We start from the raw sequence: 25,989 nt of genomic DNA, 5'->3' as shown, positions 1-25,989 counted from the left end.
AACAGTCATTTATGTTGGTGAATACTTTTCCAATGATTAGGACAACTTAATGGATGTCGGATGATCCAGCTGTGAATAGCTCAACTCCTTGCTCCACCATCGTCATTAAGTAATCAGCAGCAGTGGGATTGGTATGTTGTAGATATAACAGCAATTCACTGATGCGGTCTGTACGCCACACTGTAGGATCGTCATTCCTGGAAACATCCTTAGTAATGATCATATGTAGTTCTTGCTGCAGCTTGTTTAATACTTCTAGCTGGATGGTCTGTGTTTTTCCCGTTTCCAAATTGCTTAGATAAGCGGGTGAAACCCCTATCTCTTTTGCAAATTCATTGAGCCCAATCCCTTTCTGCTGTCTAATTTGCCTTAATTGTTGACCAAAATTACTCATCTTCTTTAACACCACCTTAGGAGGAATAACATCTTGACTCGCAAAAAAAATCGTACTACTGAACTTCAAATTTCGTCCATTAGTCATATTCACGATCCGCTCTCCGCACGCAAATGGATGGAACTTTACGTCACCTTGCTAAAGAAACAACTTATCTCTGAACATGTTAATCAAAGTCCTGGAGAGGAGTAAATAGCTGATGAAAACAGTGTTGTATGCTCGATCTTCTATTAAAACCCAAGAGCATTCTATTGATATGCAAAAGGCTCTTGCGCTAGAGAAAATCAAAAAGAAAGGCTTCTTATTTGACGATCTATATCTGGATGAAGCCGTATCAGCAAGAAAGACCGATATACACGAAAGACCACAGTTAAGTCGTTTAATTCACGACATCGAAAACGGACTAGTAACAACGGTTTACGTTTATAAGCGTGATCGTTTAGCTAGAAATGTTGTACAGTCAATGGAGATATTTGAACTGTTTCGTTCAAAGCAAATCACAGTTGTATTCACTGCCGACAATGAAATCCCTATCCAATACTCACCAGCCGGAGAATTCTTCGAGCTGATCATCGCAGGTTTCAATCAACGTGAAGCCAATCAGATTATTCAGCGCATCAAAGAAACTAAATATACGATGACGAAACAAGGAAAGCATGCTCAAGGTCCGATAGCTTATGGCTATGTAGTTAAGGACAAACACTATGAAAAGCATCCAGATCAGGCTCCGACGATCTATAAACTGTATCATGCAATCATTGAGACCAAATGTAAGACTTTATCTGACTTTGTTCGAGATATGAATCAACATAACTGGTTTCCATCTGAGTGGAAAAACAATCGAATCCAAAGTTTGATTGGAAATACCATTTATAAAGGCATTCGAAAAATCGAGGAATTTGGTAAGTATGTTGAGATAGAAAATGAAAAACTTCGTATTGTTGACGAATTAACTTGGACTAAGGCACAGGAACGAATCAAAAATCTTATCCAAACTCGATCCCGAAGAACTAACCGAAGCCCTATGATTCTTGACGATCTTCTATTTTGTGGAAAGTGCGATCAAGCTATGTATGGCAGAGAAAAAGCGGATATAAGTGCAAGAAAATATTACACTTGTAAGAAGCATAGTTATATCCAAATCGCTCCTGATCTACTGGAAGAAATGATTCTAGAAGAGTGTGCAAAATTCGTCACAGTACAGTTTCAGACCTACTTTCCTGAACTATATCAACTGACACACGGGAACCTGATTAAGTTTTATCAAAGTTCTATTTCTGAGAGCCAAGAAGCGTTGCAATTATATAAGCAGAAACTCTATGAAGATACCTCATTATGGCTTCAGTCCCCAACGGCAAACTTACAAACCGAACTTGTACACCTAATCAATTGCATTCATCGAGAAGAGCTGTTACAGCAGCACTATCCCGTAGAATTAAAAAATCTAAAGAATCAGTTCAAACTTATGGAACGACTACAAGATTCACTTGATTTGGTTGCCGAAGTAAATTCCTACAGTGAAAGCGAAAGAGCAACATTTATTCGGGACATCGTTCATCGAATCGAGCTTAACTCCCCTACACTTTGTATAAAATTTCGATATCCTTTCAAAGGAAAGGCGGTGGTCGAGAATTTTGCCACTAGATAATATCATACAACCTGGTATGAGAGGAGCTTTCTATGGGCGTCACTCAACCGATAAACAAACGATGGAAACCCAGCGGACCATGGCTTATGAATTTGCCAAGAAATATGGATGCACGATTGTATGTGAATACGAAGATGCTGGCGTATCCGCTAGAAAAAAGAAGTTAGATGACCGTGAGGGAATCTCTCTTCTTCTTAAAGAAGCAACTGATGGCAAATTTGATTTTGTCTTAATTAATCATCACGACCGTATTGCACGAAATCCGATGGAGCATCAGAAGATTCGAATGACCTTAGCCGGTTGCAATATTCCCGTTGTTGTTATTAGCTCTGAGAGTCTGTATGTCTCAGGGGATTTTATCGTCGATCTGATAAAAGATGGAACTTCCAAAATGGAAGTCGACAACACTCGGATTCGTACACGCGATACCGCTAAGAGCATTTTATTAAAAGGAAAATGGACTGGCGGTAAGGCACCATTTGGTTACCGCTATGACAAAGTAAACAAAACTTTTTCTCAATGCGCAGAAGAATTAATAATAGTTCGGCGTATGTATGAATTGTACCGCAATCGAGAAGGTTTCCAATCCATTGCCCATCTGATCACCCATGAATACAGTAAATCCATTGGTAAGGCAACAGTACGATGGATTATAACAAACCCTTTTTACGCTGGTTATATGTCTCACCATCGAAAATCTGAACGCTCAAGAAATTCAATTACTCCTATCGAAAACTGGTTGATGATTAAAAGTGACTTAATCCAGCCCATTATGAGCTTGGATGAATGGAAAGAAACCTGGGCGATCTTCGAGCAGAGAAAGACCGGAAAACTCAACCCGAAAATGTACAAAACGAGTTTCTTTCTTAGTAATCTAATGAGATGTTCAGTCTGTAATAGTATTTTGATTGGTAACGACCAAACCACATTTGATAAAAAACGTAACAAACATTACGGAGAGAAATGGTATTGCTGCCCGACTTGTAAATATAAAATCGAATCCTATCGGATGCATTCCGTCATTGAGGCTGTATTAAATGACTTGAAGACCCAAAATCTTGAAGACGTTAGTCAGAATGTATATAACGAGTTATTAAAAGAACGTTTACTCGTCACTGATAGAAAGACTAGGAGCATGAAAAATTTAACCGAAGCAGAACACCAATTACAAATGGCAGAAGATCATTCCAAGCGCCTCGCGTCATTAGTAAAAGATCTTGAAAACATTGACGATAACACGAAGATGATCCGAGTTTTAACTCTCCAGAAGGAACACCTCACTAGCCAAATCAATAAACTTAAAACAGAAATTCATCAGTTAGACAAGAAAGTTCAGTATCTCGAACTGATTGAGGGAAACGAAAATGAAATTACGCGCAATATTAAGTCCATGAGTGTTATGACTAATGGTAGCAATAATAATGATATCCGGAAGATGATTACCTATTTAGTTGTTGAAGCAATATTCACTCCAAAAACCATTAATAACAAGAAAGTAGTGACTTATGGTGATATAGCTATCCAAACCAGAAGCAGTCTTGTAAGAACAACAATCTGTTAACCTTCCGTCTTAACTAAGACGGAAGGTTTTTTAGTTGTCACGGTTAACATTTCTCACAGAGGACAATTTCTCGGTTATTAGGTCAGCTTGTCCTTCGTGGGTGCCAAAATCTCGGTAACGAGATAGGCACCCGATCGGTAGCCTAACCGGCTACCGAGATGAAGTGCTTAAAAAGTGCTTGTCCCATAGGGTTTGTCCGGTTTCTATGTTCATCAGTTTGGACAGAATTTTAGGATGGTAAACGTTTCTCGGTGATTGGGTAACTCAAAAATATAACTATTAAAAATCTCGGTTATTAGATCTGTTATATAAGAAGGAAAATTGTAGGGATTTGCCGAATATTAGTCCTCAGTCTTTAATGTCATTTCGTAGCGAGGAATTTATGAACTTTGAAGAAGGATTACTTCACTTGCAAGATTTCATTAGAAAAAAACCAACAATCATTGTAGGTACAGGCTTATCCCTATCCATGAGATTACCAGGTATGAGCGAACTACTTGAACATCTGAAATTTATGATACCTCAACGTTGTAATGAGAATCGTGAACTTTTATCTGAGTGGGATGATTGCATTAAATTAATCGAACAACATGGTTTTGAAGATGGACTAAATAAAATAACTATCTGCGATGAACTACTTGATTTCATAATACTAGAAACAGCCAGAATAGTTCAAAGAAAAGACTCTGAAGCACATAAGCTGATTCCTCAAATGCAAATAAGTGATTATCCATTTGCTAAATTACTTAAACATCTAGTTGAAAGCCTATCCCCCAGTAATCCTACACTCAATATTATTACTCCAAACTATGATCATCTGGTGGAGTATGCTTGTGATCTAATTAATGTGAACTGTTGTACTGGCTTTAAGGGCTCCTACATATTAAAGTTTGATTTAAATCACTTAAAAACAGATATTTACAGAACAACGTCTTTCATTGACCGGCGAGGTCCAAATTTCAAAAAGGTGCCTAGGGTACGATTATTAAAACCTCACGGTTCACTGTACTGGCAAAGAATTAATGACGAAACCATTGAATCTTATCAAATCATTGATGGAGCAAAACCTGTAATCATCACACCTGGCAGCACAAAATTCAAAACGAGCCTTATTGATCCCATAATGAACGCTCATAGAGAAATGGCAAATGAGTGCATTCAAAAATCGGATTCAATTTTAATCATCGGTTATGGATTCAATGATGTTCATTTGCAAACTGTCCTAATGGATAAGTTAAGAGCCGGCGTGGACTGTTTAATTTTAACAAAATGGCTTTCTCCCACGGCAAAAGAGCTAATTGCTTCATTCAAACAGATAATAGCACTGGAAGAAGACGGTCACTTAAAGACAAGATGGCATTACAACCAACAAGAAGGGGTTTGGGATGATCCTATTTGGAGCCTCGATCAATTTGTAAAGAGAGTCATTTGAAGCCAAACAAGGAGGTTATTATGTATGTCCATATTTGCATTTGAGGAACAAATGGCTATCGGTGAGGTAAGAGGAGTTGATACATCGCAGATTTTTATTAGAGTAAGTTCAGCAGAAAAGTTATCAAAAGCACGTGTGGGACGCTTAATATATATTCAAGGACAAGATGCTAACGAATGGGTTATTGGTCTAGTAAATAGGGTGTGGAGAGATCCTGTTGAGCAAAAGTTTCAAGATCCATTATCAGAAGAAATAACTTATGACCAAATACCTGATGAAATGAATACCATTCAAGTAACTTTGATTGGAACATATTTAACTCGTCACGGTACCAAATACAATCATTTCACTAGAGCTGTGTTAAGTTTACCTGATATTAATCGACTAGTCTTCCCATTAGAAGGCACTGCACTCGAAAAATTCATGAGTATTATTGGCAATGCTGAAAATGAAGACGATACTCTACCTCTCGAAATAGGCGTTTATGCACTTGATAAAAAAGCAAAGACTTATCTTGATGCCAATAAATTATTTCAAAGGCATGCTGCACTACTTGGAAGTACAGGATCAGGAAAATCATGGTCTGTGGCAACCATCCTTGAACAAGCCGTAAAGCTTAATAACTCTAATATTATTTTGTTTGATCTTCATGGAGAATACACTAAATTGCCTTATGCTCAACAACTGAGAATCGCCGGTCCAGGGGACTTATCGGCTCCAAATAAAGATGCAATATTTCTACCTTTCTGGCTAATGAATTTTGATGAAATCCAATCAATGATCATTGATAATTCAGAACAGTCAGCACCAAATCAGTCGATGGCTGTACTTGAAGCAGTTACAGAATTAAAAAAGGAAACCTTGTTATCGTTAAATAAAAGAGATGTATTAGAGCGCTTTACTGTTAACAGTCCTATTCCATTTCACATGGAAAGTATTATTAGCTTATTAGGACAGAAGAACAAGGAAGAAATTGAAACTGGAGAAGTTTATGCAAGTGGCGATAAGAAAGGTCAGGCAAAAACAAAACAAGGACCCTTATTTGATAAATTAACCAGAATGCTGATACGTCTAAACAATAAAATTGAAGATAGGCGCTATGGTTTCTTATTCCAGGCACCAGAAGAATATTACGAGTACGAATCATTATTTAAGATTGCAACGACTCTTATGGGACAACCTGGGATATCCGAGTATGAAAAACCCGGAATTAAAATAATTGATTTTTCAGAGGTACCCTCAGATATACTTCCGATAATAGTCAGCTTGGTAGCAAGATTAGTATATCAAATTCAATTTTGGCTTGAGCCAGGCAATGATAATGAAGGAAGACATCCTATTCTGCTCATTTGTGATGAAGCACATTTATATTTGCCAAATTCTCCACAAAATTCTACTGAGCGAAAATCACTCGAAAATTTCGAACGCATTGCTAAAGAAGGACGCAAATATGGCGTTGGTCTATTTGTAGTAAGTCAACGACCATCCGATGTTAGTACAACGATATTAAGTCAATGCAACAACATTATATCTTTAAGACTAACGAACGAACGTGATAAAACAGTCGTTAAAAATTTATTGCCGGATACTTTGGGTGGTTTATTAGAAATACTACCTGGACTAGAAGTAGGAGAAGCAGTTGTAGTTGGTGATTCAACTTTACTACCTACAAGAATAGTATTAAATAAGCCAGTTCATCCGCCTAAAAGTAATACCATCGACTTCTGGACGAGATGGAAAGAGAGCGGCGACAAAGTAAATTTAATGCAAGCAGTTGAGAACTTACGAAAACAAAGTAGGATTTGAATCACATTAGAAAACCACTCCGCTGAGTGGTTTTCTTTAAATTACCGTTCAAGTTCCTTTAAAATCCTATAAAATATTTCATCTAATACTTCAGTGTAATTCGATTAAAAAGGGGACCTAAAGTGTAATTATCTGCTCACCGAGAAAAATTAAAATTTATAAATTCAATCTACCAGTTATGATTGTTCAATTACTCAAACAAGTGTATGAGAGATAATGGAATAAAGTTATGAAGTCAATAGTTTACTGGAGGAGTAAATAATGAGTTGTATTATATCTGTAAGTTTATAAAGAAAGATTCTTTATAAAAAGATAATTGTTAGGTTGGATTATTAGTTCAGATTCCCATAAAAAACTATTCATATCATCATCAACTAACGTATCCAGTAGTCATAATAAAAAAACGAATGAATATTTTTCAATACTTCAGTTTAGATTTTTAGTCGTATCTTCTCTAATGAAATAAAAAAAAGATTTTCTTGTTCTTCATCTAGACTTATGCGTATATGACGGTGACGCATATAATTATTAATTCGAAGGCTATCCCTTTTTGAATATGAAAAAATGAGTTTTTTTATTTCTTGGGCTATAGGGTTTTGATCCCATTCCTCTGTGTAAGAGTCCATTTTTTCACTATAAGTAGCAACTTTAATTGGATTAGAAAAAATAACTGTTTTGCCGGCACTATTTGAAAATATTACATAATTTGAATGCACATCAAATGCATTAGGGATAGTTTTGCTTTTCTTAGATAAGGATAATATCCCCTTTTTCGTCCCCTTTTTTCCACTTGAGATCTTCCATAACCATTCTTTTCGATGGTCATATTTTTTAAGTATTTTTTCTTCATAACAAAATTCGTTATTGACTTTTTTATTGATTAATAAATTACTATTTTTTTGGAAACAAAAATATCTCTCGTCTATCCAAATATCTGTTTGTTTGATTTTCTCTAAAACAGTTGCCCATCCAATAAAATAATAATGCATTTCATTCGTTTCTTTTTTTGCACCGAAGAAAAGTACAGTATCACTTTCTTTAAGAGAATTTCGTACATCCAGCCTACAGATTCCCCAAGTAATATTGTGATTGAATTGCTTTGCTGCAAAAAATGATGGATCATCTCCTACATCCATGAATGCCCATTGGGTAAGTTCATCTGCAAGTTTATCTACTTCCTTTCCAGTTGAACCACTATAGTTTATAAGAATCGGGTCCTTGTTCGAAATATTTCCAATAAGGTATGTAACAATAAACACTGATTTTTTTTGTCGGTTAATAATTTTTTCCCTCCCATAGCTTATCCTAGCTGAGAATAGGTTACCGATGTTGTATGTTAGTGAAAATTAAGACCGTCTTTTTGACGTTGCTTCGTAACGATTCTTAGTAGCTTCTGATCGAAGATAATCATCATTAAGTGCTTTAAGAAAACGTAATGCATTCTCCTTAGTAAGTTCAAACCGCTGATTGTTAACATCTATATTAATTTGAAGATTATAATTGACAATTGTTTTCCTAATTTTAGAAAACCCCATGTTTGGAATGAGATTATTTCGTTGAATTGCTGCTAACTTCCTCTTTTTTCGAGAATCGGTATCTACAAAACCAGTTAATTCAGCTATGTCTACGAAATTATGAGTTGCTGAAATTTGTTGTAATGCTGAAGTTGCAGCTGCTTCGTATAACTCTTCATATCCGAAAATACGTTCGAAATTCGTCATATGTAGAATAATGATTTCATTGTTGTATGTAAATGCATCTATCGTCGGATCAATCTGGAAAACATCTTCTTCTATTGCAGAAAAAATTCCATTTCGCAACATTATCGCATCAAACGTATTGCGAGATAAAATTTTTCCATTGCTATATTTACGATAGAAAATAAGCTCTTCACCATCAAATTGAATCTTAACAGCATACGCCCATATCGTTTTAAAGAAATCATTATCAACAGCTTGGAGTTGTGTTACATTGGGATTTGCAATTTCATTATTAATAACAGCTGCATTTGGAACAGATGCACTATCAATATATTGAATGTAATCGTTGGAATCCAGGTTAATGTCGTAAGGCACAGTCTCATCATCTTTTATTGCTTTGTCCAAATGCAACAAAAACAATTCGATAAAAGCAGTTGCAATTGCATTTGAATTCCTAGCTCTTTGAACGATAAAGGGAAACTGCGGATTACGAGTTTTAGGTTTTTGAATCATATATAAATTAGCACTTCTGTTTGCCGCATTCTGAATAATAGTTTTAAGTTGAACGAGTTCTGCTGTTGTCGCCATTATTTTTTCACTCCTATGTAGACATTGTGATCAATCAAATATAAATTTATAGGGTCACCGGTAACAAACTCGCCTTTACATATCGTAATGTATGTTCCATTAATTTCAACGATGTTGTATCGCATTATAGTCAAGAATGGATTAATAAAGTAGATGTTAGCATTGATGTATACGATAGTTAAGATAATCATAAGCAAAATAAATGCAAGCAGATCATTAATTTTGTCAGTTTTAAATGAAACAAACGGAATCAAATAGGTAGCGATATAATTAAGTACGTCACCGTTTTTAGAAGCAACTTTCGTAATAGTCGCTTGTACTGGCGCATGTGTCTTAAAGTAATACATCATGCAGAATAAAAGTGCATTAGGTAATATTATGAGAACCAAAAATGCTAACGCAATATACGGTTGAGTAAATATTTTCGCAATAAAATCCCAGTCGCTAAATTTACCAGTCCAATATAACTTCTTAATATATTCAAAATCAATCATTTGGACTAAAAGAATAAAAAAAAGCGGAGAAAGGGAGCTGAAGAATAATGTAGCTTTTACCCAGGCTCTCATATTGCACTCCTTCCTTCGACCTATTTCTAGTTTCATTATAGAACATTTACATAAAATTGGAAGACTCATGATTTTAGAACACGCTCAATCACAGTTAGAATGTAACTTGTGATCTCTATTCGATTAGGCGAAATGAATCTAATTGAATTACATCAAGAAGAGGAAGCACAAAACCTCATTGATAATATTTTCAATAAATTTAATATATCGACTACAAAAGATCATTTAAGCTGACAATGGTCGGACTAGCATTAAATAATTCTCCTTATTGATTTACCAAATAAAAATCATACAATTATTCATTAAATAATATCAATCCAAAGACTTGGGATTTTATATAAATATAAATGCTGTTTAAGACATAGAACGCTGACTCACTGTCAGTTAAGATCACTCTTTTCTTATTAATTGGTTCCTCCCCTAAATAAAAAGCGTTAACCTGACAATTAGGTTAACGCTGCTTTCGCTTAATATGAAATACCACTTAATATATTTTTTTAATACACTGGGTTTTGTCGGGTTTCTATATTCACCAGTATGGACATTATTTTAGGATGATAAAGGTCTCTTGGTTTTATGGGTAATATGGAGAGACTGATTTAAAATAATTATTGCCTCTCCCAAGAAAGTTCGTGTAATCCATCTGATGTATCATAAGGCATTAAAATATAGCCATAATTTTTAGGAATTGTATCAATGGCATGTTCCAATGATACCTTAGTTACTTCAGCTACCTTGGAACCTACACCTCCTTTTTTCTACATATCTTTGCATTATTTTCTAAGCACCTTAGCAAAATGATGTCTGGAAGTTTAGAGTTGAAGTATGTGGAGCGGACACTACCATATGTTTATCGGTTATGGGGAAAGAGCGTTTATTGAGAGACAATCTGTTGAGGGAAAACCATTGTTGGGTGAGTCGTACAAGGTTGTTTTATATAAGAAATGACTTCCGTATTTAGGAAGTCATTTCTTATGAGTAGCCAGCTATGAAATTTTAGTTGCTACTTCTTCTACTCTAGAATATCTATAATCATTCCTTAATACCAGATAAGGGGAATTATGAGTTTCCCAATTTAATATTGCAGAATACAGTGCAGTTTCTGAAAAGTAGGCACTCTCGTATGCAAGTGACAACCATTTTATAACACTAGACTTATTTGCTGGAGATCCAAAGGACCCAAACAGTTCAACTAAACCTATACTAAATATCTCAATTAGATCATGTCCACAACATATTTGCCAAGGACTATGAGTAGAATTTTGAAGCGCATACTCTAACATTTTTTTAAGATCCTCATGTTTATACTTACAATTATTTGTATTTTTGATTACCTCAATTATTAATTTATCACAATCGACATTCAGTGTCTTTTCATCAATGAATTGATTAAACTCAAGACCTTTAAAATTTAGATACATTTTACGTTTTGAAGATAACCATCTTAAAAATCCCAATGGCTTTCCCGCTTCTAATAACAAGTTTATAACATTGTCAATTGAAGGCAGCTTGTCTCTATCTCCATAATGAATTAAAACTTTATCTAGAGCTGGTGAACTGATAATTAATGTTTCAATATCATGTGAATCAGTTATAACAATATTATTACTAGGTAAATTAACTCCATCAACATTCCAAAAATCCGCATCAACAATTCCTAAAATTCCATCAGTATTTTTTTGCTCCAAATAATTTATTGTAGCAAGTACATTATCCTTGCTATGAGCAGTTATTGGGAAACATTTTTGGTGGTTAACCATCCAATAATAACCTAATGAATCTGTGCACCCCTCAACTACTAAAAATGATATTCCTTTTTTATTTCCCTTCAGCATCAATATTTCATTACCCAATGTATACGCATTTAAGTATGACTTCATTTGAAGAGCCCCTCCAAAAAAATGTCTGTATCATCATCTACTTCAACATCGTATTCAGACTCATCAAACTCATCTTCTTCTAATGCAACAGTAAGATCCCATCGATCATTTATAATCTGAGGGGAATGAGTAGCAATTAATACATCAAACGGTACAACCTCTGTAATCTCTTTTAAGTCTCTTAAGAATTGTACTTGCCATGCTACATGAAGAGATAGCTCTGGCTCGTCAATAAGTATTAAGGAGTTAGAAGTAATTTTAAACAAAAGTTCATAAAGAAGAACGATTTGGTGCTGCTCACCAGAAGACAGGCTCATAGGATGTAATGTTTCTCCACGTGAAGTAACGAACTCAATTCCTTTCACTTTGTCAATAACCATTTCTTTGTGACGAAAACGAGCTTTAACAATCTTTTTCAGTAAATCAATTCTAGATGCTAAATCATTGAATACGTTCAGTTTTTTTTCTGTGTCACGTACATAAATGGAAAGTACACTACGTGTTCGGTCATCAATTTCCTCGTTACTCACCTGAAATTCAGGATCAGTACCACTATCCAACAATCCTAATTTAATCAATTTTTCCCTTTTAGTCTCTAACTCATTTAATTTATTCAATAACTCTATATTATCTAGTACCTCTGGATTCCTCAACCGAACTAGCCTAGCCGGGAATGTTCTGTCTAGAGATTGGGACAGCGCTCCATAATCAGCAAGCTTTGATTTTATTTCTCTTGCAAGTTCATTAGCATAAACAGTAACTGAATGTTCTGTATTTTGCTCATGTGGTAGCCTTCTAAAATTCTCTCTTTCTAGATTTTTCAGTGTTAATCTTTCAGTTTTAATAAATTGAATTGGATTAGTTTTTTTGATCTCTACAAGCCATTCTGGTACATTATTTTGTCTAATAAATTGAGAAGGAATATACTCACTGAATCTACTTAATATTTGATTAAGTGTAAGAATATCCCCTGTAGGAGTATATCTCCAGTGCCTCGGACCAATTTGATCCAGACCAGGAATCAAGTCATCCAGCATATGTATCGGTAAAGAAAAATTAGAGTCCTCATCATCAAATGAAGGTTTGTAATGCTGATTTTTACCTTCTGAAGGTTTATAAATTATTGAAATTGAATTCTTTTCACTATATATTGATTCATTATTTTCTATCAAAACACTTGAATTATCATCAAAAAGTATTACAAACTCTTTAAACGGTATTACAGACAACTTATAAAACTGATGACTAAAAAAATTATGAATCATATTTAAAAGTGTCGTTTTTCCTAAACCATTTTGACCATGTATAATTGTAATATGTTCATTTATATTCAATGCAATTTCATGATCAAATTCCCCAAACAATTTACTGACACGTATGTTACTTATCTTCATATTTCTCCTCCATAATCAATTTTGTAACAATAGGATAATAATACCACATTTTATTTGAATTGTATTACTAAGCACCTTAGCAGAACGAAGGCTGGGCTTCGTATTGGCATCAGCGCATCATTCGTGAACTGGATCTGACTAGCGATGAAGCCGTAGAGTATGCGATGCTGAATGCCTCGGTTGTACAGCCGTCAAAACAGAGTCTGAACCCTTATTATCTCGGTCTTAAAATCTTTGAAGACATTGAAAAAAGATGGGATCATCCAACTTCATATGAAGAAGAACGACTCGGACGGACTCCCGGCGGGGGCCGGGCCAAAATGTTTGAAGTACGTGAATATGATTCCGATACCTCATTCATCCGTAACTACATGACGAAGCAGCTGGTTGAAGACCTTGATTTATATGTGTTCGAGAAAAAAGGACCCGACTGGAAAATCACTGATAAGTCATGGGAAAATATTCGGGATCAGCTCGTCTTTGCTAGGGTTAACGGCGGATCTCCCTATCTTGTTGTTAAGGATGCTGATCACCTTCGCACGGGTGAAATCGTATTAAAACACCAGTATGAAGGCATTGAGCTTGATCTAAAATACATGGAGCGTACGCTCCCTTACGTATATAAGTTATGGGGCCGCGCCGTTCATCTTGAGACAATGATTGATGATAAACCTGTCTTGTTTACATTTGACGGCAAAAAAATGAACAGAAAATTACTAACTTGAATCCATTTTATAATTCTGTGAGATTGAATCAGTTTGTACTTTTTCCAGCTAAAAGCCTGTTTTCACTCAAATTTGGGTTGAAACAGGCTTTTTCATGGGGTAAATTGAATAATAGATGTACTGGTCATCTAATGCCCGTATACATACAAAGCCGATAAATATGTTATAATCTACTTTTGTCAGCGCTTATTACAATCGTAAGCACTCATCATTAGAATTATCTGCAATTGAATAAAGGAGCGAACAAAATTGTCCAACATCGGTAGAAACGAACCGTGCCACTGCGGCAGTGGAAAAAAATATAAAAAATGTTGCCTCGAGAAAGACAGAGAAAAGCAACGTAATGTACGAGTAGCCACTTCGGTTGAAGTGATTACAGGTTCCAGACGAGCTGTTTCCACATCAGCTCCAGCACCAACAGCACAGTCCGTTGAAGCTACAATCGTCTCAACTACAGACAAAGCACTTGACCTCTCTGAATTTTCCTGGGAAAGCGATACGCACCGCGAGTTAGCAGCTTCGGTTATCCCAGAAATTGCAAAAGAATACTCGCTGTCGTATGAACAGCAATCTCAATTGGCAAAGCTATGGAGCGACTACAGCCAAAGTGAAGCCCCTCGCTATCGTAAGCCGGGCGGTTACGCTGGAGCTCTAGAATACTTGACGGCAACAAAGCTTGGTAAAACGGTAAGTCATTCGGAACTTGCTGCAAAACATGATGTTTCGGCCAGCACGCTCTCCAAATGTGTACACCAGCTTTCTGAGTTCTCTGATCAAGAGTCTTTTGCACTGCAAACCGTTTAATTTCTTTACTATCTTTAATTTTTAAAATATATGGGCAGATTCCCGAAGGAGATCATCTTCTTCGGGCTTTTTTATTCAAAAGCAGTATATGAAATGGAATCGATCATCAACATCTCTCTTTCATCGTTATATACATAAGTCAAAGCGAGCTCTCCAATATATTCAACGGGGGATATCGCTACTCCGATCAAAGCAGTAAGCTGCTCATTCTCGTTCATCTGGTAGTCTATGTGATTTAGCAGAAGCTCTTCCTGGCTAATTAACTCCGTATTTGAAACTATCCATTTTTTCGCAGCATTTGCTGCATCTTCTACGTGCTCTTCCCGCAGTGCTATTCCATCCACGACATGAATATCCTCCAAATACACGCCTGTTCCATACCCTGCTGGCAGTGTAATGATGGCATCTTTTGTCCCATCACCCGTTACATCACCTGAGAATAACTCAGCGGGTGCGGCTGGCGATGCAATGCTTTTCCAATCAAAATCAGCAGTTTTGTTTTCCCAATTGAGTACAAACCCTTCATAAAACCCTTCTGATTCTCGTACTATATACAAACGATTTTCCGTATTTGTCACTTCCGCGATAGCTTGTAGTGTCGATTTCTCCTGCTGATCCACTTGCCCTGATTCTTGCTTGTTATCTATATTTTCTTCCATTAGTTCTCTATTTGAATGGGATGATCCCTTAAATTCTGCATAAACAACAACACTGCCGATCAGCATAATTGCAGTCAGCAACATAAGTGATTTTAGTAATTTATTCAATGAATTGTACTCCTTTATATTCATAGCCATAAGTAATTGATTGTTGAACATTCATCTTATCTTCACTTTACCTTTACCATTATATAGTGCGAGTACTCGTCATGATAGACATTCAGGAAAATTTGATCAAATTTCTTAAAAATAAGTGTTTCGGGTGAAAATAAACCTCCCCTAACAGAAAAAGCATCTCTAGAATAAACAGCCTTTTTCGACCATTCTGGTCAAAGTCAAAGGCTACCTTCTGGAGATGCTTTTTAAATAAATTATATCAAAACACTTGGGCTTGCTGTCGTCTGTCTTACAATTAATTCAGACGGCTCTGTAATGACAGGAGGTGAAAAATCAGGATTTTCAATTAAGCCAATCAGGCACTCAATAGATTTGATTCCAATAGAATAAATATTTTGGTTAACCGTCGTCAAATTGGGTTTAAACACTTGTGCATGATAGGTATTATCAAAACCAACCACTGAAACATCCTCTGGGACACGAAGCCCATGTCTTTCTATTTCATAGATCGCGCCAAAGGCCGCCAGATCCGATGTACAGACAACACCTGTGGGAGGTTCTTTCAACTGGAGCAGACGTCGCATCGCTGCGGCCCCTTCGTCAAAAGAATAATCGCAAACCTCAAGATATGATGTCAAATAAGGCAAATTACAGTTCTTCAGTCCTTGTCTGTAACCTTCAAGCCGCATGTTCGCAATGGACTGTCCCAGGGTACCTGAAATGTAAGCAATCTTATGATGACCAAGTTCGTATAAATGCTTTACACTCATCTGGATTGCATTCTGATTATCCGTTGTAATGTATCCCGCACGTTTACCTACAATATCTGTATCCACAAACATCGTAGGTATGTCCGAATGAACGAGTTCATCTATACTCGGGTTATCACGCTCCACACCAAACACGACAACTCCTTCTACGTTCCGGCTGCGACAATGTTTGATAAAAGAATAATTGGGATCATCAAAACGGGTGGATAGCCGAACCAGATCATATCCGCTGTTTTCAAGCGCTGTTTTGATACCTTCCAGCAGTTCCGCAACAAATGGATTGGTAAACGGGACGGTCAGGAGAACGCCCACGGTCCAGGATCTTCTTTTCACGAGTCCCCGAGCGACAACATTAGGTTGATAATGTAGTTGTTCAATCACCATATTCACTTTTTTACGAGTCTTGTCACTTACATCTGGATAATCATTCAGCACCTTAGAAACGGTAGCAACTGAGACCCCAGCTTCTTTAGCCACATCATGTATCGATGCCATTTGATCACCTCTATATCAATCATAGTCTAACCGTTACATTATCAGCTGGGTAATATATAGGCCCGCATAATCATTATTATAACGGAAAACTAGAAAACCTCATAGATTAAATGAATGCGCTTTCTATTATTCTTCCTAGACATGTTTTTTCTGCAGCTCTTTCAAATCTTTAGAGACGCCTTCCATCATAGAAACAAAAGCGATTAATTCTTTGGAACTGTGAACTTGTCTTTCCGTATTTCCGGTTGTATTGTCTGATTCCTTACTCACTTGCACAAGCTTTGTCATAATACTATCTACTACTCCTTGGATTTGGTCCATTGCTTTCTTAGACCCGGTTGCAAGTTTGCGGATTTCGCCTGCTACAATTTCAAAACCTCTTCCGCTCTCTCCAGCATGAGCTGCTTCTATTGCCGCATTCAAGCCAAGAAGATGACTTTGGTCTGATATATCTCGAATAAGCGTGCCCATCTTCTGTATATGCTGTACTTCCTGATTCAGTTCATTAACTAAACCATGGGCCAATTCTTGTGATGCTGCTGTCTCTTTCGCAGTCTTAGAAATCACTTGTGTATTTCTATGTAGCTCGTCGATCATTCCTGTAAGCTTTTGAGATACTTCTGTAATTGCTTTTAACATAAGTTCCTGTTCTTGTACGACCTCATTAATCGTATCCTTTTCTTTCGATTCATAGGCTTCTAGCACAAGCTGTGAATCGAAATTAAACATCTTAGTTAGTGCATGTATAACAGGATACCAATTGTCTGGAAGAAACTCCTGCATGTACTGGGTAGCTAAATCCAGATAAACCATATAGGTTCCAAGGTAATAATCGGCATTTAATCCAATGCGAGAATGTACTAAACCAATCTTAATTCTCTTCTCAATAAAAGGCTCATCAATGACTCCATCGGTTAAGGACAGAAAGTACCAACGTTGTGTTTCTTTAAGTCGTTCAATGGTAGAATGTCTCTCAATTATTGTTCTAAGTTCTTCGATCCGGCCTATATGTTCATACATACGATCTACAACTTTGTCCACAATTTGCTCGAAAACAGGACGATGACGATTAAGAAGTTTCAATTCACTATCTGTTAGTCCTATAAAATCGAGCTGTTTTTTTCTTTCTTGTGAAACATCGATCATCACATTTAATTCCTCTTTCTTTCTGTATTCTTGTGCAATTTTCTATTCGTACTTTGATCATTATAGAACGAAAACCCTAGTAAAACATAGATCCAAAGTCCTGTTTCATCAAATATTTTCCTTTTTATCATAATAAAAGCGTTAACCAGGCAACTGTTAAGTCACCTAAAGTTAACGCTGTTATCAATCTAAATCAAAGTGGATGGATGGGAAAACACGTACTACAATCGAGCAACTTTACAGTCAATTTAAAAGTTAACGGTTCAACAAGCTGCCGACATAACGCAAAAGTTCATTTGCGCATACAGGGCAGTATCCGTGCCCGTCAATAAGTCTCGAGCTGACTTCGTTAATCCGCTTTAATTGAATAGCATCTGGTGTCTTCGTCGATGTCGTAATCTTCACGATATCCTTAAGATCTGCAAACAATTTCTTCTCGATGGCCTCTCTTAAGCGATCATGACTGTTATAATCAAACTTCTTCTCTTTACGGGAGTATGCTGAAATCCGAATTAGAATTTCTTCACGGAATGCTTTTTTGGCATTCTCAGATACCCCGATCTGCTCTTCTATAGAGCGCATAAGGCGCTCATCTGGATCCATCGTTTCATCCGTTAACGGATCACGTATTTTCGTCCAATTGCAGAACGCTTCGATGTTATCAAGATAATTTTCAAACAAAGTCTTAGCAGACTCTTCAAAAGAATAGACAAATGCTTTTTGCACTTCTTTTTTCGCTAACTCATCATATTCTTTACGTGCAATCGAGATGAAGTTGAGATATTTCTCACGTTCTTCTTTCGTAATAGAAGCATGCTGGTCTAGACCATCCTTAATGGCCCTAAGGATATCAAGCGCATTAATGCACTCTAGATTTTGTTTAATGAGCGCGCTGGAGATTCGGTTAATGACATAACGAGGATCAATCCCTGTCATTCCTTCTTCAAGGTACTCGTTTTGCATTTCCTTCAAATCTGCTTCTTTATATCCTTCCACTTCTTGACCATCGTACATCCGCATTTTTTTAACAAGGTCCATTCCTTGTTTTTTTGATTCTTTTAAACGAGTAAGTATGGAGAAAATGGCAGCCGTCTTAAGGGCATGCGGGGCAATGTGCACATGACGCATGTCACTTTGCTCAATCAGCTTTTTATAAATTTTCTCCTCTTCCGAAACTTTTAAGTTATACGGAACCGGCATAACAATCATCCGGGATTGTAATGCTTCATTCTTTTTATTCGATATAAAAGATTTGTACTCTGATTCGTTGGTGTGAGCAACGATAAGCTCATCTGCACTTATGAGTGCAAAACGCCCCGCCTTAAAGTTCCCCTCTTGGGTGAGTGACAGCAAATTCCACAAAAACTTTTCATCGCATTTCAGCATTTCCTGGAACTCCATGAGTCCGCGATTCGCTTTATTGAGTTCTCCATCAAACCGATAGGCCCGCGGATCTGATTCAGAACCATATTCTGTAATGGTTGAAAAGTCAATGCTGCCGGTGAGATCAGCGATATCCTGCGACTTCGGATCCGAAGGGCTAAAGGTTCCAATTCCAACACGACTGTCCTCTGATATAAAGACGCGTTCTACTCGGACTTTTTCAATATCTCCATCGTACTCCGTACGAAGGCGCATCTGGCAAGAAGGGCATAGGTTCCCTTCGATACGTACTCCAAGCTCTTTCTCTACTTCGGGCCTTAGTTCAAGCGGAATCAAATGCAGCGGATCTTCATGCATAGGGCAGCCTTCTATTGCGTAAACCGCTCCTTTATCTGTACGTGAGAATTGCTCCAACCCGCGTTTTAACAACGTGACAAGTGTGGACTTTCCGCCGCTGACCGGACCCATTAAGAGCAAAATTCGTTTTCGGACATCCAGCCTTCTCGCTGCGGAGTGAAAATACTCCTCAACCAATCTTTCTACACTGCGGTCTAGTCCAAAAATTTGTTGTTCAAAAAACTTATACCGTTTATGGCCATTTTTTTCTTCCACACCATACGATTTGATCATTTCATACACTCTGGCATGAGCCGTCATTGCAGGCGTAGGATCCTTTTGCAAAATCTGAATATAGTCTTTAAATGTCCCCGTCCATGACAATCGATCGGTTTCCGCTCGAAATTCAGCTACGCGTTCAAAAATATTCATGCTCTTTCGTACCTCCCATGGCTCCATAGTGATTCAGCATCCACTCCGAATAGGTCCATTCCATGAACTGCTAACCCATCTTTTTCCTAACTGTCTAAGCTCCTCTGCCTTCAGTTCCTGATCACTTTAGTGAGAGAAGTCCGACACTTTGATCTAAAAAAAGTGTATTACATACCTATGCGTTAATTCGGATAAGTTGCCTCTTTTTTTGTGACAGGTCTCCCTTTTTTACGCAAAAAACGAGAAAAACCAGGGAAAGAAAATGTTTTGGAATCCTAGCGCAAGGTATGTTAGGGTGAAAAAAGAAGAGCAATGTTATACTTGTACGTATATGAGAAAACAAGCGCTATTAGAAGCAGTAAATTCATAAAGGAGTTTGATAAAGGGATGGCTGTGGGGTACGAAACCGAATTATATGAACCCGTTAAATCCTTTTTTGAAAAGCAAGGGTATCATATTAAATCCGAGATCCGGTATTGTGATCTTGTTGGAGTCAAAGAAGGATCGGCTGATCCGCTGATTGTGGAAATTAAAAAATCATTCAATCTATCCCTGCTCCTTCAGGGGATGCAGCGATTAAAAATAAGTAACAATGTCTATCTTGCTGTAGAACGTAACCGTGCTAAACGCGGAGCTGTGAACCAGCGGTTTAGTGAAATTACGGAGCTTTGTCAAAAGCTTGGACTTGGACTTATTACCGTGACTATTTATAAGACAAAGCCTGCACTTGTAGATATCTTATGTCAACCGCAATGTCAGCTAAAATCAAAAAAATCCATACGCAAACAAAAACTACTGCGTGAGTTTGAGGGTCGCAGCGGCGATTATAACCTAGGCGGTAGCCACAAAACAAAATTGGTCACTGCTTACCGCGAAAGAGCTCTAAAAGTAGCCTACGCCCTTGAGCCTCTGCCCTCTGCTTCTCCTGCACAGCTCGCAAGAACTACGGGAATCAGTACAGCTGCTTCCATTCTTCAAAACAATTATTATGGATGGTTTGAGCGTATTAAGCGAGGCAGCTACAGATTAACACCCGCTGGCAAGGAAGCTTTAACAACCTATGAGAATGTCTTACAACAAACCACGCTTGCTCAAAATGACTTTCTTATTGCTGAAAAAGTACTTGCTGATGATGAGTTCAAAAAATAGACTTGTCTTATAAAAGAAAAGGCTGAGTCCCTTCCTCATTCGAGGTAGGAACTCAGCCTTTTGCTCATCATTACTTATTAGAAACGTGCAGCTGCTTCTGCAACATTTTTCAAACCGTCTTGAACGATTTGTGCAGCACGATCAGGGAACGCGTTATGTCCTTCAATAATGTAAACTTCAGGATTTTGAATACCCCAGAATCCGAAAGCGGAAGATACATATTTCACAGCAAGTTCACTTGCTGCTGCAGGACCTTCAGAATAAACGCCACCACGTGCGTTCAGAAGTGCAACTTTTTTGTCACCTGCAAGTCCTACTGGACCTTCAGCTGTATATTTAAATGTTACGCCAGCTTGGCTCAGGTAAGATATGTAGTTTACAAGCGGTGCAGGTACAGTGAAGTTCCAAAGCGGGAATGCAACAACCACTTTATCTGCTTCAAAGAATTGTTTTTGGTAGAAAGCAGCCAGGTCTGCAGCTTCTTGCTCTGCAGGAGTTGTTTCAATACCTTTCGCTACTTTGAATGTTCCTGTTGCAGCATCGTTACCGTAAGCTGGCAGGTTAGCAGCATACAGATCTAGTTCCACAATTTCATCTGCTGGGTTTGCTTCTTTATATGCATTGTAGAATGCATCGTACATTTGAACACTTACTGCTTGATCCGCTGGGCGGTCGTTTGCTTTAATAAATAGAACTTTAGACATATTGTTCGTTCCCCCATATTATAAATAGTTCACTGTAACAAATGATCACCAATTGATCGATATAAATGAATAGAAAATGTTGCTACAGCTCTTATCGTCACAACAACTAAAAAAGTTAATGCAACTGACTAATTAATATTATATATAAAAATGTTAGTTAGTGCAACTATTTATTTTAATATGGAATTATACACCTTAAAAAAAAGAACACCCCCTCCAATATGGGGCGTCCTTACCTCCTAGCAGTGAACTCCTGTATCGCTTCACTGATTAGATTCATCCCTAACAGCAACTCTTCTCTACCCGGCCTGCTGAAGTTGATTCGGATGTACTCATCTGCCTGTCTTCCAGGAGAACATCTGCTTCCTGGTAAGAAAGCGACGCCAAGTCGCATGGATGCCCTCAGTAGCGCTTCACTGCGCAGCCCTTGTGGAAGCTGAATCCACAAATACATACCTCCAGATGGCGGGTGGTACTTCACTTCCTTAAACCCCGGTCTCTTTAATAATTCAAGGACCAGCTTGAGTCTAACCTCATACTCCCTGTTCAATAGCGCCAAATGTTCTTTCCACCGAAAAGAAGATTCATGAAGTAAAAAATATAAAATTTGTTGATTCATCGAACTTGATTGCCAATCGGCCATTTGTTTTAAAGTAGACATTCCTCTAATAAGTCTTTGGTCGCCAACAGCCCATCCAGTTCGCATCGCAGGTGCTATGGTCTTGCTGAATGAACCTATATAAAGCACTTGATTCCCGCCATCCATGGCATCGAGCGCATACAGCGTTGGATAAGATACTGAAAACCGAGAAGCCGCCTCCTCTGATCCAAAATGCAGTTCGCCGTAGGAATCATCCTCCACAATCAGAACTTCATACTTGCGGCATAATTCCAGCACGGCTTTACGCCGCTCCAAACTCCATAGTATTCCGGTTGGGTTTGAGAAGCTGGGTGCAGCAAAAAGCAGTTTCGGTTTCACACTTTGAAACTGCTCTTCTAGGCGATCTGGCAACAGACCTTCCAGGTCATTCTCTACAGCTATAATATTAGCACCTTGCATCTCCAGCACCTGAAGACATCCAGGGGAGGTCGGATTTTCTACGACGACAGAATCACCTATATCCACAAGCAGCCTTGTAATAAGATCTATAGCCTGCTGTGTTCCAGCCGTCAGCAAAATCTGATCTGCTGTCGTATGCATACCTCTTCTCTGCTTCCAATCCTCACTGATCCAGCTTCGAAGGGGAGCGTAGCCCTGCGGCTCTCCATATTGTAAAACCGCAGGATCTGAAGATAATACCATACGAGCTGCTTCTCCTAGTCGCTTAATCGGAAAAAACTCCTCTGCCGGCAATTCCTCTGCAAGAGATATAAAAGAATTCTGTCTTTCTTCTTTATTCACCTTATGTAGATGAGAAGACAATAACTTTGAGGCACGGGAAGCAAATGAAAATTCCATGTCAGTCCTCCCTATTTTTTATTCGAAACATGACCCTTGCTTAATTATAACAAGAACCCAGACGTATAAAAGCTATTCGCTGCCATGAAGCAATATGCCTTCTCTACCTGCTCAGGTTATATATGTGGTTTTTTGGATTTGGTGTATAGCGTAAACTGCTCAATAGCTTGTGCTCTGCTTGATACACCTAATTTCGTATATATTTTCCGCAAATAATTATCAACCGATCTGCGACTTACATTAATCTCTTTAGCGATCTTATCGTACGTTATCCCTTGAACAATTCTTTCCATAATGAACTTCTCCATGTCAGTGAGCTGGATATCCACATCAAGTTCTGGCTCTCCTAGTTGACCCCAATCTTCATTCTGCAGCCATGTCAGAGGAATAGAGGCTAGTCCTTCACGCAATCCTGTGATGAGATGAATCAATTTCAGCGGTGAAGATTGCTTAGAAATAACTCCGCTCGCGCCGATCCCGATATATTTTCTGAATATTTTCAAATCGTCTTCATCTGTCATTACGATGATATGTGTGTCTGCTGATAATTGCTTCATCTGTTCAATGAAATGATCAGCTTCTCCATCCGGCAATTTATAATCCATTAGCACTAGATCAGGATGAAGTCTATCAACTTCTATAAGTCCCTCTCTACCTGTTGAAACCATTGCTTTTACACTCAAATCTTGATGTTCTTCTAAAATCAGCTTTGTACCTAGCATACTCGTCGGATGTATATCAATTAAGACCACCTGCCAGTCCTTTCTCATAAAAACTCCCCCTAGTAAATTAGTATATATATTTAAAAGATCGTTAGATCGATGTTATCGCCTATTTTATGACTTACATTCCATATGTTGCGGCAATCGTTGTTTAGAGGAAGCCTCATACATAAATGGTTAAACAGATCACATATTGTCGAAAATTGCATCCCTCTTAAGTCCTTAATTTGGTCTATATATGAAATTGTATCCTAGGACTTCCTTCCGATGCAATCTCTTTTTGTTTAAATTGGCCCAGAAGGCGTTTTTTGCGGAAATGATAGGGCCGTGATAGAATGAGGTCTGGAAAATCATAGAATATAGTCGATTAATGCGAGGAGTGGTGAAAATTGGATCGATCTACAGAGCAGTCACCAAGCCATCCTACCAGGCAAACTGCAAGTAAGAACAAACGCTCTGTCCGCATGTTCCTGATCCTATGGATCATTATTATTGCTATTGGCATCTTTGCAGCTTATTCCTATAGCAATTATCTGAAACAGCAAATGGTAGTAGAGATGAAAACCTATACGAATGAACAGCTCACTGCTGTCAAACAAGAATATCAACTTCAAATGGAAGATATCGGTTCTGAAATCGCTGCAATCCAGGAACAAGTTAAGACTTTTAATGAACTGCTGACTTTTACAAAAGACAATGCAGGTAACACATCCGATAACAGCAATCAGTTGTACACAGAGCTTAGAGAAGTCAAAAAACAGCTGGACACGCTCCAGAAGAAAATGGATTTACTTAAATGATCACTGTTAAAAGATTGAACCGTTTCCTGATGCTTTCGACAGCACCGTTCGTCGGAATCATTCTTTGTCTTTTGTTACTTCAGCAGCCCCTTGTTATCGAAGTTACAGAACCGGTGGAACATTATGTTCCCTCAAGTGATATTCGTTCTACAACCGAAGGAATTAAAAGTGACCTGGATACGGCAAAGGCACTCGCCGAGAGTACATCCTCGTCCATTCAAAGAACAACCGAACTTTATAACAGTACAAGTAAAACCATGCAAAGTATTGCGAATATGACGGCAGCCCAAGCTAAGAAACCCGAAGCGGTCTATAATCGGCGGATTCAGACAAAATTAGGTGTGCCTTACGAAGTCGTTGATAGTGACCGTATCCGCATCGAACTTTTTAAAGTGAATCCTGGTACTTACCATGGGTTTGCGATGAAAATAAAACTCAAAGATCCTTCCGCCATGCAAATGGCTCTTGACGATAAGCTTGGATCTTCTCAGACAACCCTGCAAGCTGTTCTTCGCGGCGGAGCTGTGGCCGGAATCAATGCGGGGGGATATGCAGAAAGCGGGGGAAAAAGATATCCGCTCAGCACAACAGTACAAGATGGAAAATACGTAACAGGTTTTCATCCGAGTATCAAAGATCTCGCTTTTGTGGGAATGAATAAAGAGGGGAAACTCATAGGCGGGAAGTATTTCAGTAAATATGCCCTAGATCAGCAAGAGCCTGTATTTGGTGCTACGTTTGTCCCTATGCTGATGAAGAATGGCAAAAAGACGGTTATCCCTTCCAAATGGAAAAACACACCGCGCCGTGCTCCTCGTACCGTCATTGGCAATTATAAAGATGATCAACTGCTTATTCTCGTAATCGACGGTTATAACGAAAAAGGAAGCTCTGGTGCCACTTTAGAAGAACTGCAGCATAAATTGTATACCCTTGGAGTTCAAGATGCCTATAACCTTGATGGAGGCGGCTCATCCTCTCTTGTTCTGAATGGAAAGGTTGTAAATGATCCATCCGATGGAAATCTTAGAAAAGTACCTACTCATTTTTTGTTTTATGAATAAATCCATGTAATGATTCGTGATTCGCTCTAACAGGGAAAAGATTCCTTTTTTATAGAAAAATAGGTATAATAAGGGCTGCGAGATTAACAGGAGGTGGATGACATGTCATTCTCGTTGACTTTCTGGATCATCACCATAGTCCTTGTCCTTTACACAGTAGGAATCTTGACGTCCTCCTATAATGATGACAAGACAAAAGGTCTTTAGAAACAACAAAAAAAAGCTCGCCTCTATGAGGTGAGCTTTTTTTTGTTA

22 protein-coding genes and 1 pseudogene are annotated in these 25,989 nt (G+C 38.0%); 10 read left to right on the top strand and 13 right to left on the bottom strand.

From position 1 onward, the window contains the following. Window positions 1-46 precede the first annotated feature (46 nt). The gene (locus KJS58_RS08245) at window positions 47-394 is read right to left on the bottom strand and encodes a helix-turn-helix domain-containing protein (RefSeq protein ID WP_213532063.1); all 348 of its coding nucleotides are present in this window, start codon (window positions 392-394) and stop codon (window positions 47-49) included. Window positions 395-427: 33 nt separating this feature from the next. Between KJS58_RS08245 and KJS58_RS08240 the strand changes: the two genes are divergently transcribed. From KJS58_RS08240 to KJS58_RS08220, 5 genes are all read left to right on the top strand, one after another. Beyond that, the gene (locus tag KJS58_RS08240; protein ID WP_213532062.1) at window positions 428-586 is read left to right on the top strand and encodes a hypothetical protein; all 159 of its coding nucleotides are present in this window, start codon (window positions 428-430) and stop codon (window positions 584-586) included. Window positions 587-593: 7 nt separating this feature from the next. Then, window positions 594-2,042 carry a recombinase family protein gene (locus tag KJS58_RS08235; RefSeq protein ID WP_213532061.1) on the top strand — a complete coding sequence of 483 codons (1,449 nt, stop codon included), beginning with the start codon at window positions 594-596 and terminating at the stop codon, window positions 2,040-2,042. Continuing rightward, entirely contained in the window at window positions 2,029-3,603 is a 1,575-nt protein-coding gene (locus tag KJS58_RS08230) for a recombinase family protein (protein WP_213532060.1), read from the top strand. Before KJS58_RS08235 ends, KJS58_RS08230 begins: the two co-directional genes overlap by 14 nt. A 382-nt stretch (window positions 3,604-3,985) precedes the next feature. Further along, window positions 3,986-5,035 carry an SIR2 family protein gene (locus KJS58_RS08225; protein WP_213532059.1) on the top strand — a complete coding sequence of 350 codons (1,050 nt, stop codon included), beginning with the start codon at window positions 3,986-3,988 and terminating at the stop codon, window positions 5,033-5,035. 24 nt (window positions 5,036-5,059) lie between these two features. Next, complete coding sequence (locus tag KJS58_RS08220) at window positions 5,060-6,841, top strand: ATP-binding protein (RefSeq protein WP_213532058.1); 1,782 nt, start codon at window positions 5,060-5,062, stop codon at window positions 6,839-6,841. 431 nt (window positions 6,842-7,272) lie between these two features. Here KJS58_RS08220 and KJS58_RS08215 read toward each other — a convergent pair whose 3' ends face one another. The 5 genes from KJS58_RS08215 to KJS58_RS08195 all read right to left on the bottom strand — a co-directional run bounded on the left by KJS58_RS08215 (window position 7,273) and on the right by KJS58_RS08195 (window position 12,969). Continuing rightward, complete coding sequence (locus KJS58_RS08215) at window positions 7,273-8,100, bottom strand: hypothetical protein (RefSeq protein WP_213532057.1); 828 nt, start codon at window positions 8,098-8,100, stop codon at window positions 7,273-7,275. 87 nt (window positions 8,101-8,187) lie between these two features. Beyond that, window positions 8,188-9,129, bottom strand: coding sequence for a Kiwa anti-phage protein KwaB-like domain-containing protein (locus KJS58_RS08210; protein WP_213532056.1), 942 nt, complete (start codon window positions 9,127-9,129; stop codon window positions 8,188-8,190). Beyond that, the gene (locus tag KJS58_RS08205; protein ID WP_213532055.1) at window positions 9,129-9,695 is read right to left on the bottom strand and encodes a hypothetical protein; all 567 of its coding nucleotides are present in this window, start codon (window positions 9,693-9,695) and stop codon (window positions 9,129-9,131) included. Before KJS58_RS08205 ends, KJS58_RS08210 begins: the two co-directional genes overlap by 1 nt. Window positions 9,696-10,681: 986 nt before the next feature. After that, window positions 10,682-11,575 (bottom strand): DUF4435 domain-containing protein, encoded by an 894-nt coding sequence (locus KJS58_RS08200; protein WP_213532054.1) that lies wholly within the window; start codon window positions 11,573-11,575, stop codon window positions 10,682-10,684. Then, window positions 11,572-12,969, bottom strand: coding sequence for an AAA family ATPase (locus KJS58_RS08195; protein ID WP_213532053.1), 1,398 nt, complete (start codon window positions 12,967-12,969; stop codon window positions 11,572-11,574). The genes KJS58_RS08200 and KJS58_RS08195 overlap by 4 nt, the downstream gene beginning before the upstream one ends. 83 nt (window positions 12,970-13,052) lie before the next feature. Here KJS58_RS08195 and KJS58_RS08190 point away from each other — a divergent pair. After that, window positions 13,053-13,694 (top strand): annotated as a pseudogene (locus tag KJS58_RS08190) (SpoVR family protein); the annotation flags it as partial. A gap of 249 nt (window positions 13,695-13,943) precedes the next feature. After that, window positions 13,944-14,498, top strand: coding sequence for an SEC-C metal-binding domain-containing protein (locus tag KJS58_RS08185; protein ID WP_213532052.1), 555 nt, complete (start codon window positions 13,944-13,946; stop codon window positions 14,496-14,498). A gap of 71 nt (window positions 14,499-14,569) precedes the next feature. Here the strand turns inward: KJS58_RS08185 and KJS58_RS08180 are convergent, their stop codons facing one another. The 4 genes from KJS58_RS08180 to KJS58_RS08165 all read right to left on the bottom strand — a co-directional run bounded on the left by KJS58_RS08180 (window position 14,570) and on the right by KJS58_RS08165 (window position 19,836). Beyond that, window positions 14,570-15,265, bottom strand: a complete 696-nt coding sequence (locus KJS58_RS08180; protein WP_213532051.1) for a hypothetical protein — start codon at window positions 15,263-15,265, stop codon at window positions 14,570-14,572. Between the two features lie 263 nt (window positions 15,266-15,528). Then, window positions 15,529-16,539 (bottom strand): LacI family DNA-binding transcriptional regulator, encoded by a 1,011-nt coding sequence (locus tag KJS58_RS08175; protein WP_213532050.1) that lies wholly within the window; start codon window positions 16,537-16,539, stop codon window positions 15,529-15,531. 135 nt (window positions 16,540-16,674) lie between these two features. Then, window positions 16,675-17,685 (bottom strand): globin-coupled sensor protein, encoded by a 1,011-nt coding sequence (locus KJS58_RS08170; protein ID WP_213532242.1) that lies wholly within the window; start codon window positions 17,683-17,685, stop codon window positions 16,675-16,677. A 255-nt stretch (window positions 17,686-17,940) separates the two neighbouring features. Beyond that, entirely contained in the window at window positions 17,941-19,836 is a 1,896-nt protein-coding gene (locus tag KJS58_RS08165; RefSeq protein ID WP_213532049.1) for a PrkA family serine protein kinase, read from the bottom strand. Window positions 19,837-20,223: 387 nt separating this feature from the next. On the opposite strand from KJS58_RS08165, the gene KJS58_RS08160 reads away from it, so the two are divergent. Further along, a complete protein-coding gene (locus KJS58_RS08160) occupies window positions 20,224-20,985 on the top strand; it encodes a DUF2161 domain-containing phosphodiesterase (protein ID WP_213532048.1) in 762 nt (253 codons plus the stop codon). Window positions 20,986-21,062: 77 nt separating this feature from the next. On the opposite strand, the gene KJS58_RS08155 is transcribed toward KJS58_RS08160, so the two are convergent. From KJS58_RS08155 to KJS58_RS08145, 3 genes are all read right to left on the bottom strand, one after another. After that, window positions 21,063-21,689 carry an FMN-dependent NADH-azoreductase gene (locus KJS58_RS08155; RefSeq protein WP_160032888.1) on the bottom strand — a complete coding sequence of 209 codons (627 nt, stop codon included), beginning with the start codon at window positions 21,687-21,689 and terminating at the stop codon, window positions 21,063-21,065. A 232-nt stretch (window positions 21,690-21,921) separates the two neighbouring features. Beyond that, entirely contained in the window at window positions 21,922-23,148 is a 1,227-nt protein-coding gene (locus KJS58_RS08150) for an aminotransferase-like domain-containing protein (protein ID WP_213532047.1), read from the bottom strand. 116 nt (window positions 23,149-23,264) lie between these two features. Next, entirely contained in the window at window positions 23,265-23,918 is a 654-nt protein-coding gene (locus tag KJS58_RS08145) for a response regulator transcription factor (RefSeq protein ID WP_213532046.1), read from the bottom strand. Window positions 23,919-24,259: 341 nt separating this feature from the next. Between KJS58_RS08145 and KJS58_RS08140 the strand changes: the two genes are divergently transcribed. Together KJS58_RS08140 and KJS58_RS08135 are read left to right on the top strand one after the other, a co-directional pair. After that, window positions 24,260-24,670: a hypothetical protein gene (locus KJS58_RS08140; protein ID WP_213532045.1), complete on the top strand. Its 411-nt coding sequence runs from the start codon at window positions 24,260-24,262 to the stop codon at window positions 24,668-24,670. Further along, a complete protein-coding gene (locus KJS58_RS08135) occupies window positions 24,667-25,734 on the top strand; it encodes a phosphodiester glycosidase family protein (protein ID WP_213532044.1) in 1,068 nt (355 codons plus the stop codon). Before KJS58_RS08140 ends, KJS58_RS08135 begins: the two co-directional genes overlap by 4 nt. Window positions 25,735-25,989 lie beyond the last annotated feature (255 nt).

This window comes from Paenibacillus sp. J45TS6 (assembly GCF_018403285.1).
In the GTDB taxonomy this organism is placed as follows: domain Bacteria; phylum Bacillota; class Bacilli; order Paenibacillales; family Paenibacillaceae; genus Paenibacillus.
Note: the sequence above shows the minus strand (reverse complement) of the source record. Positions and strands in the feature narration are given on the sequence as shown.

Bases quoted from the DNA above. Each gene is read 5' to 3' on its own strand.
- KJS58_RS08245 (WP_213532063.1), bottom strand. From the start codon at position 394: ATGAGTAATTTTGGTCAACAATTAAGGCAAATTAGACAGCAGAAAGGG.
- KJS58_RS08235 (WP_213532061.1), top strand. From the start codon at position 594: ATGAAAACAGTGTTGTATGCTCGATCTTCTATTAAAACCCAAGAGCAT.
- KJS58_RS08225 (WP_213532059.1), top strand. From the start codon at position 3,986: ATGAACTTTGAAGAAGGATTACTTCACTTGCAAGATTTCATTAGAAAA.
- KJS58_RS08220 (WP_213532058.1), top strand. From the start codon at position 5,060: ATGTCCATATTTGCATTTGAGGAACAAATGGCTATCGGTGAGGTAAGA.
- KJS58_RS08210 (WP_213532056.1), bottom strand. From the start codon at position 9,129: ATGGCGACAACAGCAGAACTCGTTCAACTTAAAACTATTATTCAGAAT.
- KJS58_RS08205 (WP_213532055.1), bottom strand. From the start codon at position 9,695: ATGAGAGCCTGGGTAAAAGCTACATTATTCTTCAGCTCCCTTTCTCCG.
- KJS58_RS08200 (WP_213532054.1), bottom strand. From the start codon at position 11,575: ATGAAGTCATACTTAAATGCGTATACATTGGGTAATGAAATATTGATG.
- KJS58_RS08195 (WP_213532053.1), bottom strand. From the start codon at position 12,969: ATGAAGATAAGTAACATACGTGTCAGTAAATTGTTTGGGGAATTTGAT.
- KJS58_RS08175 (WP_213532050.1), bottom strand. From the start codon at position 16,539: ATGGCATCGATACATGATGTGGCTAAAGAAGCTGGGGTCTCAGTTGCT.
- KJS58_RS08170 (WP_213532242.1), bottom strand. From the start codon at position 17,685: ATGATCGATGTTTCACAAGAAAGAAAAAAACAGCTCGATTTTATAGGA.
- KJS58_RS08165 (WP_213532049.1), bottom strand. From the start codon at position 19,836: ATGAATATTTTTGAACGCGTAGCTGAATTTCGAGCGGAAACCGATCGA.
- KJS58_RS08160 (WP_213532048.1), top strand. From the start codon at position 20,224: ATGGCTGTGGGGTACGAAACCGAATTATATGAACCCGTTAAATCCTTT.
- KJS58_RS08155 (WP_160032888.1), bottom strand. From the start codon at position 21,689: ATGTCTAAAGTTCTATTTATTAAAGCAAACGACCGCCCAGCGGATCAA.
- KJS58_RS08150 (WP_213532047.1), bottom strand. From the start codon at position 23,148: ATGGAATTTTCATTTGCTTCCCGTGCCTCAAAGTTATTGTCTTCTCAT.
- KJS58_RS08145 (WP_213532046.1), bottom strand. From the start codon at position 23,918: ATGAGAAAGGACTGGCAGGTGGTCTTAATTGATATACATCCGACGAGT.
- KJS58_RS08135 (WP_213532044.1), top strand. From the start codon at position 24,667: ATGATCACTGTTAAAAGATTGAACCGTTTCCTGATGCTTTCGACAGCA.